The following is a 17,810-nucleotide window of genomic DNA, read 5'->3' on the forward strand; positions in this document are numbered from 1 at the left end:
CTATTACGAATTACGAATTACGAATTATTTTGACTAACTCCTAAACAACCTTGTATACTGCGTTTCATGCTGCATACTTGCCAGCGATAAACCCCAACTACAATAGGCGAGTTCATCATCTTCCAACGCAAGAATTTCTAACGCCGCAGTACTAAATAATGGTTGCAAATCTAGCAATAACCTCTGTCCTGCTGTTTGTCCCAGGGGAATAAGTTTCACGCCAGCAGTAATCAAATTACTTGCCCAACTATGCAGATATCCGAGTAATGCGGCTTGGATGCTAATTTGCCAATGGGCAACGGCAATACCAAAAGCGATCGCATAATTGCAAGGATTACCCACAGCATTGGCAATAGGTATAATCTGCGGTTCTAGTCTACCAAGTAATTGGATCAGCGATCGCCCCATCTGCCAACTAGAAGCACGTAATTCTTCTGTTTCTCTAGCAGCCGATAACCACAGATTCCAACGGCAGAGGGACTCTACATCACCTATTTTTGCAGCTTGCTGCGATCGTACCATCACCGCCGCCTCTAACCGAATTGCCCCGTAGAGCAACTCTGCTTTTAACCAATCTTTGAGATTTGTCTGGTTAGCGATCGTACCATTTTCCACCAACATTTCTAAGCCTTCAGAATAACTATATGCTCCCACAGGCAAAGCGGGGCTAGCCAACTGTAAAATACTCAAAAGATGACTATCAGTGAGCATGATGCTGTTGTCCATAAGCTCCTAATTCTGGCTGAAACGGTAAAATTTCTTCTTTAACTTCTAACCCCAGTTGTTCCAACATCGCGCGTAAAACCGAATCTGAGGACAAGCGTAAATAAGTTGGAGTAATTTCTACAGGTACATGGCGATTTCCCAGATGATATGCTGCGCGTAGTAATAAAAGTGGTGTTTGGGCAAAGGCAGTCAAAACTAGTTCTGGTTTAGCACTAATTCTGATTAAACTACTATGGATTTCTTCTTGCAGAATATCACCATCGTGTAAAACAGTTCCTCTGGGTAAATGTAAAACTACAACTTTACCATCTTCCGTTTCAAAACGATGACGACTGCGGGTGCGTTCTTCTGCTGTCAGCGCCAGAGTAAAAGTAACTACGGCATCGCCATTAGGTGGTTTAAGTTGGGTAAATGTCAGCATACAGAGTTTCGCCTGAACTTTTGCTTTTCATTATCGGTTCTAATTATTACCTTCCTATTTTCTGTCACCTGCAACCCTTTGATTGACCAAATAATTACTAATTCGTAATTTAAAAGAGTAATTGAATATAGGGATAGGAATTTCGCCATTAAAAATATGTTTTCGCCAGGTTCCAAAGGTTTTTATCTTTTTTGGTTTCTTCATTTCACCCTGCTAGTCTGTCTCAACTGCTGTACTACGATCAAACTCTGGACAAACAATGAATGCAAATCCTATGAATTGCCATAATTCCAAATAAAATAGGCCCTAAGCCACGGCATCTAAACTATATTTAGTAGCAGCATAAAAACTATTATTGGTGATTTTATCAGAAATTTGGTATTTGCTCTCTTCTAAAAAATCATCTTTAGTAGTAAAACAGTTTTTCGATGCTGAAACCCTTTTTTTCTAGTTAAGTAGTTGCTTGGCTCACTTGGATAATCACCAAGTAGCCAATCAAGAAAATCCTTAAACGATAATATTTTTAAACTTAACCAGGTTTTTTGCCCCAATGATTATATACCCTAATTGAAGTGATTTCACTTCATCGTCGTCAAGTTAAGAGACTACTTTGTTGAAATTATTTTACTAATTTTTGCTGCATATTTGTTGTATATCTATTGTCACGACGAATATAGTACCGTTAATATGCTTTCCAGCTAGCTATTAGATTTTAAGAGTTTTTTAAAAGTCTTAATTTCCAAAATCCTCTTATGGAAAGTGGATACTTGAGTAGTTTGTTCAAACAAAGACGAGTAATTGTATCTCTCTCTAGATATACAAAGGTTGTCAAATCCCAAATTATAGTCCTATATAATGGCAAAAAATATGAGCATCAAAAAAAATAGCAATTCTTTGTTTACACAGATAAGACAAATATGTTTAATAACAAATGATTTTGAAAAAACTGTTTGTGGGCTTTCAAAAGAGCTTGGTATTGGCCCATTTAAATGTTGGGATCATAAACCACCACGTCTTTTTGATATTAAACTTTATGGTAAAGAAGTGTATTTTACAATGAAGTTAGCTATTGCTTGGATTGGTAATACTCAGCTAGAGGTTATTCAACCTTTAGAAGGACAAAATATTTATAAGGAGTATTTTGACACTTATAAAGAAGGTGTTCAACACCTCTTACTTGAGACTGGTAATTTAAATCTAAATAAAGCTGTAAACCGATTGGCTACAGTTGATTATTCCGTAATACAAGAAAGTAAGCTTAATATTCCTGTGCAAATTGGCTTTCTTAAACTCCCTTCTATTCCTCGTATTTTATCGGATTTATTTATTCCTAGATTTGTATATTTAAATACACAAGATTCTGCGAAAACAGTACTTGAAATACTACAGCTACCACCTTTCTTATCATCTAAAGCAGGTATTAGCATCGTTAAGCCAGACTACTGGATTCCAGCAGAAAATACTAATATTAATACTTCGTTGTCAAATAGTTTTATCGATCAAATTTACAAAATTGGTATTATCACTCATGACCTTGATAAAACAGTTCGTAATTATGTCGAACGTCTAGGAATTGCTCCTTGGAAGATGTACAATCTCCAATCTCCAAGACTATCAGAGACAAAAATACACGGCGAAAATGTGAATTTATCTATGCGAGTAGCGGTCACGTATGTTGGTAATACTTTATTAGAGATTGTGCAACCTTTAGATGGAATAAGCATATACCATGATCTACTTTATAAGCATGGTGAAGGCGTTCATTATATTGGGGTTGCTAGCGAAAAATTAAAATTTTCTGAATTGATAAAACATTTTAATAAATTAGGCTATTCCATTGCGATGGAAGGCAAGCTAGAGAATGCATATCATTTTGCCTATTTGGATACAAAATCTGTAGCTAAGATGATGATCGAAGTGATATCAATTCCAGTAAATCAAATTTCGGTAGCTCTTGAGAATCTTCAACCAGATGAAATTTATCCTAATTTGAATAAGAAATAATTCAGGAGTCATAATTAAAAATTGAATTCCTGCAACTAATCAATAAATAAACGGGTTGTTGAAATCAAGATTTAACTTAATTAATTTTATAAATTAAGTTAAATTTTAAGTTTTCTGAAAAGATTGCACATTAAAAGTAAGATACAAACCTAATCATGAAAAATCTTCCATCTGTTAAAGCTATATCTTTTAAGAATGCTGATGTACTGATTTCTCAACTTTCTAAGCATAAAGAAGCTTGGCTTCAGGTTGAAATTCCAGAACGGATTATCTATTTACGTTATTGCTTAGATGGAGTTCAGAAAGTAGCGGCTAAATGGATCGAGAGAGTCTGTTTAGAAAAGGGAATTGACCCTACTAAATCTTTGGCAGGCGAAGAATGGTTAGCTGGGCCAATGGTTATCGTCCGAAATTTACGGCTACTCATCGAAGCTTTAGAAGCTTTTGGTCAGCCCAAGCCTAAACGTTGGATTACTCGCCCAGATGGACAAGTGGTAGCTCAAGTACTTCCGGGAAGCTTCATAGATAACATTTTCTGGATGGGTTTTACAGGTGAGGTCTGGATAGAACCCGGTAAACCGACTACTCAAGGATTGAACTATCGAAAAAAGCATGATAAAGGAAGCGTTGCATTGATTTTGGAGGCAGGAAATAATTTGTCTCTTAGCCTAACGGACACTTTATATAAGTTGTTTGTCGAAGATCAAGTTGTGATTATCAAGATAAGTCAGATTAATGAATATGATATTTCTTTCATAGAAGAAGCATTTCGGTCACTGATTGAGGATGGTTTCTTCAAGGTGGTTTATGGTGATGCTGAACTAGGAAGCTACCTTTGTCACCATCCGGAAATTGATACAGTACACATCACGGGATCAGACTGCACTCATGATGCAATTGTTTGGGGAAAGACATTCGAGGAACAATTGCAACGTAAGGCTAGTAATCAACCTTTGCTGAAGAAGCCCATAACTTCAGAACTAGGATGTGTCACTCCTGTTTTGGTAGTTCCCGGTGTCTGGTCTAAGTCCGACCTAATCTTTCAGGCTCGGCATGTGGCAAGTATGGTCACGCATAACGCCAGCTTTAATTGTGATGCAGCAAAAGTGTTAGTGACTGCCAAAGGGTGGAAGCAGCGTGATACTTTTCTGGAGATATTACACCAAGAGTTAGCAGCAATCCCTACTCGTAAAGCATACTACCCAGGAGCTAGAGAAAGATATGAAGCTTTTCTAGACCAATATCCTCAAGCTCAAGCACTTGTCTATGCTGATGAAGAAAGCATACCTTGGACAGTGATTCCTCAAGTACCTCCAAAGACAGGAGAATATGCCCTCAATCATGAAGCATTTTGTGGTTTATTAGCAGAGGTTACTCTAGATGCTGAAGATCCAGGAGAATTTTTAGCCAAAGCCGTAAATTTTGCCAATCAAAAAGTTAAGGGGACACTTTCTTGCGTACTATTAGTGCATCCTAAAACTGAAAAAGCTTATTCTGCCGAGATAGATCGAGCGATCGCCAACTTACGCTACGGTGGTATTGGGGTAAATGTTTGGACAGGAATTATCTATGCTCTAGGGTTAACAACCTGGGGAGCTTTTCCCGGCAACACTCTGACAGATATCGGCTCTGGTCGTGGAGTAGTTCATAATGCTTACATGTTTGATCATCCACAAAAATCTGTTGTTCGCTCCCCATTTCGGATTTATCCCACACCTGCTTGGTTTGTAACACATAAGAACTTACTACAACTTGGTCAACGAGTTACTGCTTTTGAGGCATATCCTACATGGGGTAAACTTTTGGATGTAGTTTTTGCGGCACTAAAGGGATAATAGAGGGATTTCCAAAAAGACAAGAGACAGCAGATATTAAATAATAATAATCGGCGTTGTATAAATGCGAGATGATCTTGCTCGTTTTGTGGGATGGGTCGAAAAGCCCGTCCCTTGTATTTCGGAGCACTCATGTTGCCCACCCTACAAGAATCATCCCTTAATTCAGCAACGCCTAATAATCATTACAAGGGGGAGAAAAGAGCATTACTGTGTGATTTTGGGAAAATTGTAGGTTAAGGAATCGAGTGAGCCACAGTCACGAAAGGAAGTTGCGTGGCAACTTTGCAGGCTTTAGGTACTAGCTAATAGGTAATGTAAACCAGAAAGTTGAACCTGCATCTAATACACTGTTCACACCAATTTCGCCGCCGTGAGCATTGATGATTTGCTTACATAAATATAAGCCCAATCCCAAACTTACAGAATTGCGGATATTTGCGCCCCGAAAGTAAAGGTCAAAAAGCCGATCGCTTTGTTGTTGACTAATGCCTGTACCGTTATCACTGACAGTACAATAAATCATCTCATTTTCACGGGTAGCGTTAATTGTCAATAGCAATCCAGGAGGATTGTGTTTGAGAGAATTGACAATTAAGTTAGAAAAAACTCGCCATAGTTGGGTGGGATCTGCATTCAATAATGGCAAATCTGCGGATACTAGATTGGTCAGCTTGGCTTGATTTTGCTCTAGCAATGGTTCCAAATCTGCGATCGCAGCTTCGACAACTGTCAGTAATTGTACAGGCTGACGTTGCAAAACAACACCTTGCACTTCGCTGACATGAGCTTCCATCAACGAATTAATTAAGTTGAGTTGGCGATCGCTACTTTGAATCATCCGCTCTAAAATTGAGCGGGAAATCGAAATATTTTCCTCTGGACTTGCAAGCAAGTTTCTCAGCACCATTAAAGTACCCAGTACTGGGTTACGTAAGTCGTGGGAAACTGCATGGAAAAATACTCGTAGTTCTTCTTCAGTTTGTTTACGCTGGGTAATGTCTTCAATCAAACCTTCGTAATAAAGCAGTTTTCCCTGTTCGTCACGCACTGCGTAGGCTTTTTCCGAAATCCAGACAATACTCCCGTCTCGGCGATAAATTTGGGATTCAAACTCGGAAACGCTACCATACTTTTCCATCAGGCGCACAAATTCGGCGCGGCGGTTTGGATCGACATACAATTGTTGAATATCAGTGGAATGTGCTGTCACCTCCTCCGCTAAGGAGTAGCCATAAATACTTGCTAAAGCAGGGTTTGCCGTAATATAACGTCCATCGGGACTGCTTTGAAAAATTCCTTCAACAGCGTTTTCAAAAATACTGCGATATTTAGTTTCTGCAACCTTGAGTTTTTGATATGCAAATTCCAGTTCTTGACGGGCGTAAAACTCAGAACGTTGCAGGCGATCGTATAGATAAACACCAATGTCACATATAGCACAAAACCAAAAAATGTATAAAAGAAATGTCACACTATATATTTCTGGGTGTTCTGGGACTGGTGTCTTTAGCCCAAGCACCGTATTTACACCAAAATAGTAAACTAGCACACCCACTTGAGACAGCAAGTGAACAATCCAGCAGACTGGCATTAATATAGCTTGGCTCAAGAAGAGCAGTGACCAACCGATAGCATCGGGTAATGCGAAACCTCTCAGGGTGGCAAATAACTGTGATGCGAGACTAATTGCCCAAGAAGACCCCAAAAATAATAAATCTGGACGATTACGACCTAATTTAGTTTTATGTAAGGCAAAGCAGATCAGTATACTCAGGAGCATTGCAATATTGATTACAAGGCGTTGAGTTCTAAGTATTTCTGGCAGACTTTCCAACTCTTTTAAAGAGAACAAAAAGCCGTAAATGTCTCGCAAAGTAAAAGACAACAAACAAATCAGCGCCAGCCATAACCATAAACGCAATCTCTGCCACAAAAAACGGTTACGCCAAGCTCTGTAAAGAGTAGTGGTTTCATCTGTTGTTGGTGCAGAAAAGGTTTTTCTCCACCAGCTTTGCACTGTTGTAAATGGAGTAGCTATTAGCATCCAAGCAACTTTGCCCATACCGTCGAGGGTGTTTCCTTTACTCAACATTGCTATAAATAACACCCTCTCATTTTTTGGTGATTTATGGGCGATTTGTTGCGGATGAAGTGAAGAGAGGTAATGTAAACCAGAAAGTTAACCCGCGCTTGCGGTTACTAATAACACCGATTTTGCCGCCATGTGCCTTAATAACTTTCCGACAAAGATACATTTTTAAGCCAATGCTGGTAGAACAACAATCTTGAGGATCACGGACATGGAGATCGAAAAGGCGATCGCACTCTAGTTTACTCATTACTACACCATCATCTTGAATCTGAGTGCGAATCATTCCCCCTTCAATGCTGGCACTAAGAATAAAATTTAATCCTGGTGGATTATTTTGCAAGCTATGTGTGATTAAAGTTACCAAAACTTTCTGCAACAGAGTCCCATCTGCCATTACTAACGGTAAATCTGTGGGAACCAAGTTCTTCAGAGTCGCTTGATTTTGTGTCAACACAGGTTCCAGGTGGGTAACTGTTCCTCCCAGCACGGTGCTAAGTTGCACAGGTTCATGTTTGATGTCAATACCCTGTTTTTCGCAGGAATTAATTTCTAGCAATGAGTTAATCATCGCTAGTTGGCGATCGTTGCCTTGAATCATCCGCTCGATTATTGAGCGAGATACTGGGATTGGGAATTGGGAATTGGGCATTGGGAATTGGGCATTGGTTATTAATTCTTCTCCCCTGCTCCCCTGCTCCCCTGCTCCCTGCTCGCCCCTCCCCACTCGCTGATTTAACAAATTCTTTAACACCATTAAGTTACCCATCACCGAAGTTCGTAAATCATGGGCAACTGTATGCAAAACAACATCTTTGACACGATCCAATTTTTCAAATTCTTGCATTTTCTGCTGCAACTGTGCTGTTCGTTCTTCTACCTGTTGTTCTAAATTAGTGTTAAGTTCTGCGAGTTTTTGGTATATCTGGCTTTGCTGAATGGCGATCGCTACTTGTTCTGACATCTGTTGTAGCAAATCAATTTCTATTGGCTGCCAATGACGCGAACCTGAGCATTGATTGGCAATTAACGCACCAAATAATTCATTGCCTAGCATCAGTGGTACTGCCAAGCTAGCCTTTGTTTGAAATTTTTGATAGTGTGCTTTAACTTTAGGAGATACTGCTATTTGTGTAATGTCTTCAACAACACGTACAAGATTATCTTTTAGTAAGTTTCTCAATTCTTGTAAATAAGCTTCATCATTAGTAGACCAACCTAAGACTGATGGATACTGAGGATCTACTGATTCGGCAAGGGTTCTGACTCCTAACTTGGCATTATTTAAACCAATGAAAACTCTATCTGCTTGCAGAAATTGCCTAACTTCCGTTACCGTGGTTTGCAGAATTTCTTCTAAGTTAAGGGAAGACCGAATTCGCACTAGAGTTTCTGCCAACAAGCGATCGCGTTGTGCTGATAGGCGAAATTGCGCTTCTACTTGCTTACGTTCTGTAATGTCGTGATGGACTGCTAGGATCGAAGGGATATTATCTAAATCGATGATTTCGGCTGAAAGCAGCGTTGTAATTATCTTGCCAGACTTTTGCCGAAATTCAAATTCTAAGTTGCGAACAACTCCTGTGCTTTGCAACTGATGTAACAAATTTAAGCGATCGCGATCGTCTACCCAAAGATTTAATTCAAAAGAAGTTTTACCAATCGCCTCCTCTCGCTCATAACCTGAGAGTTCGACAAAACTGTCGTTAACTTCGATAAACCGCCCTTCTTGCAGCGTACTAATGGTAATGGAATCGGGACTGCAACTAAAAGCTTTAGCAAATTTTTGAGCAAGATTTTGTAACCTGACTTCTGCTTGTTTGCGTTCTGTGATGTCTCGGACAATTGCTAGTACTTCATCTTCACCACTCACTACCAACCGCGCCTCATAATCTCTGACTCCCAAAGGCGTTGCTAGTTGATATTCGCAAGTTTGCAAAGTTCCAGAATCTAAAGTTTTAGCGATCGCTTCCAGGCTAATTGCTGCAACATCACTAGGCAATAACTCTTGCACGCGTTTCCCAACTATTTCTTCTCTCGAAAGAGTGATATTTGCTCCCTCACTTTTCAAATCTAGATACTCGGCATCGCGGCTAATGCGAAACATCAAATCGGGAATAGCATCTAAAATTGCTTTATACCGAGCCTCGCTCTCTTGCAATTTTTCTTCGGCTTGTTTTCGGTCTGTAATGTCCATGAATAAGCCATTCCAAAGAAAATCGCCTGTTTCTTGTAGTTCGGGTTGCGAAGTACCTTGAATCCACTTCAGTTTGCCACTAGGCGTAATGATGCGACCTTCCCAATGCCAAGGTTTAAAAGTGGTATTACAAACAGTAATAGATTCTGTAAAAGCTTTTATATCCTGTGGATGAATCAATTTGTATAGCACCTGAAAGTCTGCCTGTACAGCTTCTGGTTTTAATTCATACAAGTATTCACAACCAGAACTAATATAAGGGATAAACACAGAGCCATCCTGCCGTTGCAGAATTTGGAAAATCATCCCAGGTAAATTGGCAGCAATTGTTTCCAATAGAGCGATCTTCTCTGGCTGGAAATCTGGTGATTTGACAATTTCATCCACTCTTTGAACCTTTGATATATAAGCAATTGACATAATATTCAAGGCAATCATAGCCATTATGAGACTTTTTTGGCTGTTGGCGTTATCACTAACAGCAGAAAAAGTTCCTCTACTTTCAGAGTAGTTCTGGATGCAGCGATCGCATTCACCCAATCGGGTGAACCAGTTGTCCAAAAACCATCAGTTCACAATTGCTGTACATGGATGGCGGGATGTTTAGTCCAGGCTGAGTGAAGTTGAGGTAAAAGTTTAAGGTCCAAGTTGAATCTCTTAATTTTAGTTGCTGTGTTCAGGAGGAATTTCAATCCTCTTCTGAAAACTAAGCTAATCATCAATCAAGTTGCATCATCGTGTCTTGGCGTAGAGTGGTTTGATTGCTCTAATTCCTTCCTTTTTAAGTAGGCTAAGGGAAGATCAAAGCCTTAACCCAAGGTATTGTTCTATATACAACTAAAAGCGTATCAGCTTATCCTTATATTCTTGAAAAGCAAACCCTAATTTTGGGAATAATAACTACATATCTGCTAATAAAAGTCAAATTTTTGACAAGCAATCTTGATTATTGAGAGCATAACCATGACAACAGCAATTCCTGAAGTTTATAGAATTAGCGGCTATAAATTAATAGAAATACTCTATCAAGGCTCCAAAACTGAAGTCTATAGAGCCATTAGAATGGTGGATCAACAACCTGTTGTCATTAAAATATTGCAAGTAGAATCTCCTACTTTTAACGAACTATTACAGTTTCGTAACCAATACACTATTGCCAAAAATTTAAACATTTCTACTATTGTTCGTCCCTATAGTCTAGAAGCATATCGTAATGGTTATGCTCTAGTAATGGAAGATTTTGGGGGAATTTCTCTGAGAGAATATACTAAAAACCAATCACTAGAACTGGTGGAGTTTTTCACAATTGCTCTGCAACTTAGTAATATTCTTCATGAACTCCATCAAGAACGAGTAATTCACAAGGATATCAAACCTGCAAATATTCTGATTAACCCGCATACAAAACAAGTAAAAATCATCGATTTTAGTATTGCTTCTTTACTTCCCAGAGAAAACCAAACTCCGATTAATCCCAAGGTTTTAGAAGGAACCCTTGCTTATTTATCTCCCGAACAAACCGGACGCATGAACCGAGGCATAGACTACCGCAGTGACTTTTATTCTTTGGGTGTGACATTTTTTGAACTCCTGACAGGAAAATTGCCTTTTGACTCAGATGATCCAATGGAGTTGGTACATTGTCATATTGCCAAGCAACCACCAATATTAGGAGGCAGGGGGCAAGGGGTAGAAGGCAGGAGGGAAGAAGAGAAAGAAATACCGCAAGTCTTGGGCGATATTGTCATGAAATTGATGGCGAAAAATGCTGAAGATCGTTATCAAAGTGCTTTAGGGTTAAAACATGATTTAGAAAAATGTCTTTGCCAATTGAACAAAACGGGTAAGATTGAGCGCTTTCAGATTGGGCAACGGGATATTTGCGATCGCTTCATTATTCCAGAAAAATTATACGGTAGAGAAACAGCCGTCCAACAACTTCTAGAAGCTTTTGAGAGGGTTTCTCTAGGAAGCCATGAAATGATGTTAATTGCCGGGTTTGCTGGCATTGGGAAAACTGCGGTTGTGAATGAAGTTCATAAACCGATTATTCGGCAACGAGGTTATTTTATTAAAGGTAAATTTGACCAGTTTAACCGAAACATCCCCCTATCTGCCTTTGTGCAATCCTTGCGTGATTTGATGGTGCAGTTATTAACAGAAACCGATCAACAACTGCAACAATGGAGAAAAAATATCCTCGCAGCATTGAGAGACAATGGACAGATTCTCATTGAAGTTATTCCTGAATTAGAAAAAATTATTGGTCAACAACCACCGATACCAGAATTAACAGCAGAGGCAGCACAAAATCGATTTAATTTATTATTGAAAGTTTTCATTCAAACTTTTACAAAAAAAGAACATCCATTAGTTATTTTTATAGATGATTTACAATGGGCAGATTTGGATTCATTAAAATTGATCAAATTATTAATGAATGATTCAGATGGATATTTATTACTAATTGGTGCTTATAGAGATAATGAGGTATCACCGCCCCATCCATTAATATCAACTTTAGACGAAATTGAGAAAGCTGGTACAATAATTAACTTGATAAATCTGCAAAACCTGAATCAAGTTAAGTTGAATCAATTAGTAGCTGATACATTAGGCTGCAAAGAAGAATTAGCATTTCCTCTTTCGCAATTGGTTTGTCAAAAGACTCAGGGAAATCCATTTTTTGCTACACAGTTTCTCAAAGTATTACACCAAGATGGGTTGATTACCTTCAATTTTGAAGAAGGCTGTTGGCAATGTGATATTGCCAAAATTAATCAACAAGCCATGACAGATGATGTTTTGGAATTCATGGCGTTTCAATTGCGGAGGCTGCCAGAATCAACTCAACAGGTTCTCAAGTTAGCGGCTTGTATCGGCAATCAATTTGATTTAGCAACATTGGCGCTCGTTTCTGAACAGTTAGAAATCGAAACGGCAGCTTGTTTGTGGAATGGGTTACAAGAAGGTTTGATTTTGCCTCAAAGTGAAGTTTATAAGTTTTCTATCGGGCAAGAAGAACAAATATTTACTCAACAAAGTTCTCAAAATACTGTATACAAATTCTTACACGATCGCGTGCAACAAGCTGCCTATTCCCTAATTCCAGACGACCAAAAGCAATCCACCCATTACAAAATTGGGATGTTATTGTTACGCAATTCCTCAGATTTGGAACGGGAAGAACGACTATTTGAAATTGTCACTCATTTAAATGCAGGTAGTTCCTTAATCACTCAACCCTCAGAGCAGCAAGAACTGGCAGAATTAAATCTGATTGCTGGACGGAGGGCAAAATCTGCAACTGCATACACAGTAGCAGTCGAGTATTTCACCGTGGGAATTAGCTTGTTGTCGCATCATTCCTGGGAAAACGACTATGACTTGACTCTAGCGTTGTATATCGAGGTAACTGAAGCCACTTATCTCAATACCGATTTTGAGCAGATGGAGCAATGGGTAAAAATTGTGTTGCAACATGCTAATACCTTGCTCGACAGCATTCCCATCTACATAACCAGAATGATGGCAGCAAAATCGCAAGGTCTTCCATTGAAAACGCTGAACATTGGTTCGCAAGTGTTGCAGCTATTGGGTATTGAGTTTCCTCAACAACCAACTCCGGCAGATATTGGACAGGCAGCGCAAGCAACTATGCGGTTATGGGAAGGACGTTCCTCTCTCGATTTGCTCAATTTATCCACTATGAGCGATGCTCACTACTTGGCAGCTATGAGAATCATGAGCAAAATGGTTCCGGCTGCTTATCTGGCAACACCTGTTTTAATGCCCTTACTGATATTCAAGCAAGTAGAATTTTCGATTAAATATGGTAATTGTCCTGTTTCTGTCTATGCTTATGGCGACTACGGCATCATCCTCTGTGGTGTATTTGGTAATCTGGAAGCTGGTTATGAGTTTGGACAATTGGCGTTAAACCTGCTGGAATTACAGTCCAAAACCTTTAAATGCAGAACCTACTTTATTGTCTACAACTTTATCCGTCATTGGAAAGATCCTTTGCGCGAACAACTTGTGTATCTGCAAGAGGGCTACCAGAATGGACTGGAAACTGGAGACATGGAGAGTACAGGATTGAATGGTCAAGCGTATTGTCAATATGCTTATTTTGCGGGGCGAGAATTAACCGGGTTAGCGAATGAGATGGCAGCCTATCGCCAAAGTATCCATTCAATCAAGCAAGAATCGCCGCTGCAATATCTGGAGATGTGCTATCAAGCTGTACTCAATTTACTCGGACATAACCAATCTCCCGATCGCTTGACGGGAACGATTTATAATGCTGAACAACGATTATCCCTTAATCAAGCAACTCAAGACCGAACGGGATTTTTTCATTGGCAAGTTAATCAAACGATTCTCTGGTATTTGTTTGGGCAATATCAAGAAGCTGCCCAGCAGTCTGCCCAGGCAAAGCAATACTTAGATGCTGGTATCGCCCAATTCGGTGTCGCTTTGTATTTTTTCTATGATTCTTTGATTCATCTGTCACTTTACAAAGCTGCAACTGAGTCAGAACAGCAACAGATTCTCGCCCAAGTCGAGGCTAATCAAGAGAAGATGCAAAGATGGGCAGCACTAGCTCCTTGTAACCATCAACACCGTTGGGATTTGGTAGAGGCCGAACGGTTTGCAATTTTAAGCGAGCGCACTATGGCAATTGAATTTTACGATCGCGCGATCGCTAAAGCCAAGGAAAACGGCTTCCTCCAAGATGAAGCCCTCGCTAACGAACTCGCCGCCAAATTTTACCTCAACTGGGACAAAGAAAAAGTCGCCCAAGCCTATATGCAGACAGCTTATTCTTGCTATGCCCGGTGGGGAGCCAAAGCCAAGACGGATGACTTAGAAAAACGCTACTTTGAATTGCTGCGTCCAATTTTGCAACAAGTAGTACAAACCCTAAATCCATTAGAAACCTTAGCAACAATTGCTAACCCAGTCCACGCATTGACTCATACCGCAACTTCTTCTGGTATTAGCATCAACAACATCCTTGACTTTAGCTCTATCCTCAGAGCGTCACAAACTCTTTCTGCAACAATTCAACTCGATGAATTTTTACAGCAACTTACCCAAATTATCCTCGAAAATGCTGGTGCTGATAAATGTGCGCTGCTTTTACCTGAAGATGATAAATGGCAAATCCGCGCAATTACTAGCTTTGATAGCACCAGCTTACAGTCAGAACCGCTCGAAAATAATCCTAATGTTCCCATTGCGCTAATTCAGTATGTAAAAAATACAGCTAGTGTGGTTGTGGTTGACGATCTCAAAACTCATTTACCAATAATTGATGATTATTTAAGCCAACATCAACCCAAGAGTGTGCTGTGTTTACCAGTACTTAGCCAGGGGCGTTTAGTCGGAATTTTATACTTAGAAAATAATTTGACAAGTGGGGTATTTACCCGCGATCGCATTTTAGTGTTGAATTTTCTTTGTACTCAAGCGGCAATTTCTCTCGAAAATGCTCGACTCTACGCAAATCTTCAGCAAAGCGAAGCCCGTTTCCAGAAAGTTACCGATAATGTTCCTGGAGCAATTTACCAACTCCATGTCACACCAGAACATTTGGTTTCTATGCCCTATATAAGTTCTGGCTGTTATAACCTTTATGAAGTGACAGCAGAGGAAATAATCAGCGGCCAGCAAAATCCTCGTTTTCTTGAACATCCTGATGACATTGCAGGCATCAATCAGGCAATGATGGAATCTGCTCAAACCTTGACACCGTTTGTTCATGAATGGCGAATCATCACGCCATCAGGAACGATGAAATGGGTACAAGCGGCATCTCGTCCAGAGCAACAAGATGATGGTTCAATTGTTTGGGATGGTTTAATTTTAGACATTAGCGATCGCAAAGCTGCCGAAGCTGTCGTCCAGCAAAAATCCCAACAACTAGAACAAGCCATAGAAGATTTACAAAAAGCCCAATTACAAATTGTCCAAAGTGAAAAAATGTCTGCTTTGGGGAACTTAGTCGCAGGTGTCGCCCACGAAATCAATAACCCAATTGGGTTTATCGCAGGAAATGTCAACGAAGCAAGGCTAGGATTAGAAGATATCATTGAGCATTTGCAATTGTACCGTTCTGGGGTATCTCCAACAGAAATTGAACAACATGCCCAGAAGATAGAGATTGATTATCTCTTGGAAGATATACCTAAAATGATTGAGTCAATGGATGTAGGGTGCGATCGCATTAAAAATATCAGCACTAGTTTGCGAACTTTCTCACGGGCAGATAAGGATTACAAAGTTCCCTTTAACATCCACGAAGGTATTGATAGCACTATTTTAATTTTGAAACATCGCCTCAAGGCTAACGAAAAACATCCGGCAATTGAAGTCATCACTAACTACGGAAATATTCCCGAAGTAAAATGCTTTCCTGGACAACTTAATCAGGTATTTATGAATTTGCTGGCAAATGCTATTGATGCGTTAGAAGAATCAAATCAAGGATATAGCTTTGAAGAAATTGCAGTTAATCCTAACTGTATCACTATTACAACATCAATACATAATGATACTCACGTCAAAATTCAAATCTCGGATAACGGTATTGGCATGAATGATGATGTCAAAAAGCGCATTTTTGAGCATTTATTTACAACTAAACTTGTAGGTAAAGGTACAGGATTAGGATTAGCGATCGCTCGACAAATTATAGTTGAAAAACATGAAGGTACTTTGAAAGTAAATTCTACTTTTGGACAAGGTTCTGAGTTTGAGATAACACTACCAATCGGGAATTGACATCACTATAGGCAGGAGGCCGAGGGCAGGAGTGTGGGAGGTGTGGGAGGATGGGGAAGAAATGGAGGGGTGGGAGGTGTGGGAGGATGAGGAGGTCTGGGAAGAAATCTTACCTCCCACACTTCCCACACTCCCCACACTCCCCACACTCCCCTGCCTACAGTATCGTGAGAAATCAAGGAGTTTTCCTGCCTCCTGCCTCCTGCCTCCTTCAATTACGCCTAGCTAATCATCTTCTCTAAAGCAATTTGCAAATCTTTTGTCAAATCGCTTACACCTTGTCTAGCTGCATAGCGATCGCCCTGAGAATTGCGAAAGCGTTCAGTAACTGAAATTGGCTCTCCCACAGTGATATGTGCCTTTCGCAAACCTAAGCGAGGTCGCCCTGGAAGTGTTGTATCTTGAATGCGAGAAAGCATATCGAATACAAGTAACGCTGTTTCTGCAAACCTTTCGGCTGTCGGTTTTTCTTGAATATAAGTAGCTGTGACTGCAACAAAACTTTCCACTATCCGCATGTGTCGCATCCGCAAGTCTGCTTCCTCAGCAATCCAGTCTGCCAAACCGCGTTTAAAGGGTGGTAAAGCATTGATATCTGGCAAATCTTCCCGGTAAATGTAATTCCAACCAGCCTCTTCCAAGCGGCGGCAACGGTCAATAAAATTACCCTGTGCCTGAACTCCAAAATATTGCTCAGTAACTTGTAAAGCCTTATCCAGCAAGCGATGAAGTCGGGCAATTAATACTTCATTTGGGCTAGCAGATTCATCAGTTGAGATGGTTTTTGGGATGTCTTGATGATAGAAGCGACGATAAAATTCTTCCATCTCAGTAAGCAGATATTCAGCCAATCTACACAGGCGTTGATAGTAAATCTCTTCTTGAGAACCCGGATCAATTTCCTTAACTGCCAAGCCGCTATCAGCTTCCAATTTACTCAACAGCCAATCCAGTTTAGACCAAGGTGGCTCGACGTAGCGATACTGGATAGCGATCGGCACAATAATCACAGTTTCAGTGCGATTGGCTTTTTGTAAATCTTCTACACACCAGAACCCCATTTGAGCAACGCCTGGTTCCAGTGGGCTAACAATACCACTATGACCATTAGTACCGCCTTCTGGCGCTACTGCGATCGGTAGTTCGCCATTAGCAAATAACTCCCGTGCAGTTTGGATTGCTTGCCGATCTAGTCGCCTACCGCGATGAACCGGCACACCTCCCACCCGTGAAAATAACCAACCTAGCCAATTTCCAGCCCAAACCGTCATACCCCGGTCATAGAGAAAATAACTGTGAACAAGGGATTGCAGTAAAATACCTTCCTCACGGGCAACTCGTGGCACAATGCGGGAAAGCAAATACAGCATACACAGAGGATCTTCTACCTCTGGGTGACGGAATGCTAACAAAAAGCGAATTTTCCCAGCCTGGAATTGTTGATAAAGGTCAGCTAATACCTCAACATTTTGGGCTTCAATACCGACAATCCCAGCCGTTAGCCAAGGGCGAGTGCGAAACCGTAGTGCGATCGGCAGTAACCACCGAACAATCTGGAGTACCAACGGATTAAACCGTTGAGTAATAAATTTCAGTGGTGGTTGAGTAGACTGAATCGATCTAGGCAAGTCGCTCTCCAGATTGTGTTTTTAGCGATTGTACAACGTACTGAGTCAAAAGATTCACAAGTACTACTTCTTAATCAAGACTTAGCACTAAGAAACTTTTCAAAGATAGATCCTAAAT

8 protein-coding genes are annotated in these 17,810 nt (G+C 40.2%); 3 read left to right on the forward strand and 5 right to left on the reverse strand.

What is annotated here, in order from left to right; all coding sequences use genetic code 11:
* Positions 1–33 precede the first annotated feature (33 nt).
* Both GJB62_RS08865 and ureE read right to left on the reverse strand, forming a co-directional pair.
* Complete coding sequence (locus GJB62_RS08865) at positions 34–726, reverse strand: urease accessory protein UreF (protein ID WP_114085372.1); 693 nt, start codon at positions 724–726, stop codon at positions 34–36.
* Entirely contained in the window at positions 701–1,147 is a 447-nt protein-coding gene (ureE, locus tag GJB62_RS08870; protein WP_114085373.1) for an urease accessory protein UreE, read from the reverse strand. Before ureE ends, GJB62_RS08865 begins: the two co-directional genes overlap by 26 nt.
* A gap of 867 nt (positions 1,148–2,014) precedes the next feature.
* On the opposite strand from ureE, the gene GJB62_RS08875 reads away from it, so the two are divergent.
* The gene (locus GJB62_RS08875; RefSeq protein WP_159402485.1) at positions 2,015–3,151 is read left to right on the forward strand and encodes a VOC family protein; all 1,137 of its coding nucleotides are present in this window, start codon (positions 2,015–2,017) and stop codon (positions 3,149–3,151) included.
* 155 nt (positions 3,152–3,306) lie between these two features.
* Positions 3,307–4,986, forward strand: a complete 1,680-nt coding sequence (locus tag GJB62_RS08880; protein WP_114085375.1) for an aldehyde dehydrogenase family protein — start codon at positions 3,307–3,309, stop codon at positions 4,984–4,986.
* A 301-nt stretch (positions 4,987–5,287) separates the two neighbouring features.
* On the opposite strand, the gene GJB62_RS08885 is transcribed toward GJB62_RS08880, so the two are convergent.
* Both GJB62_RS08885 and GJB62_RS08890 read right to left on the reverse strand, forming a co-directional pair.
* A complete protein-coding gene (locus GJB62_RS08885; RefSeq protein ID WP_245246120.1) occupies positions 5,288–7,081 on the reverse strand; it encodes an ATP-binding protein in 1,794 nt (597 codons plus the stop codon).
* A 34-nt stretch (positions 7,082–7,115) separates the two neighbouring features.
* Positions 7,116–9,719, reverse strand: coding sequence for a PAS domain S-box protein (locus tag GJB62_RS08890; protein WP_181852935.1), 2,604 nt, complete (start codon positions 9,717–9,719; stop codon positions 7,116–7,118).
* A 519-nt stretch (positions 9,720–10,238) separates the two neighbouring features.
* Here GJB62_RS08890 and GJB62_RS08895 point away from each other — a divergent pair.
* Positions 10,239–16,064, forward strand: coding sequence for an ATP-binding sensor histidine kinase (locus tag GJB62_RS08895; RefSeq protein ID WP_114085377.1), 5,826 nt, complete (start codon positions 10,239–10,241; stop codon positions 16,062–16,064).
* A gap of 221 nt (positions 16,065–16,285) precedes the next feature.
* Here GJB62_RS08895 and GJB62_RS08900 read toward each other — a convergent pair whose 3' ends face one another.
* Positions 16,286–17,692 carry a 1-acyl-sn-glycerol-3-phosphate acyltransferase gene (locus GJB62_RS08900; RefSeq protein WP_114085379.1) on the reverse strand — a complete coding sequence of 469 codons (1,407 nt, stop codon included), beginning with the start codon at positions 17,690–17,692 and terminating at the stop codon, positions 16,286–16,288.
* Positions 17,693–17,810: the final 118 nt, after the last annotated feature.

It is taken from the genome of Nostoc sp. ATCC 53789, from assembly GCF_009873495.1.
Lineage (GTDB): Bacteria > Cyanobacteriota > Cyanobacteriia > Cyanobacteriales > Nostocaceae > Nostoc > Nostoc muscorum_A.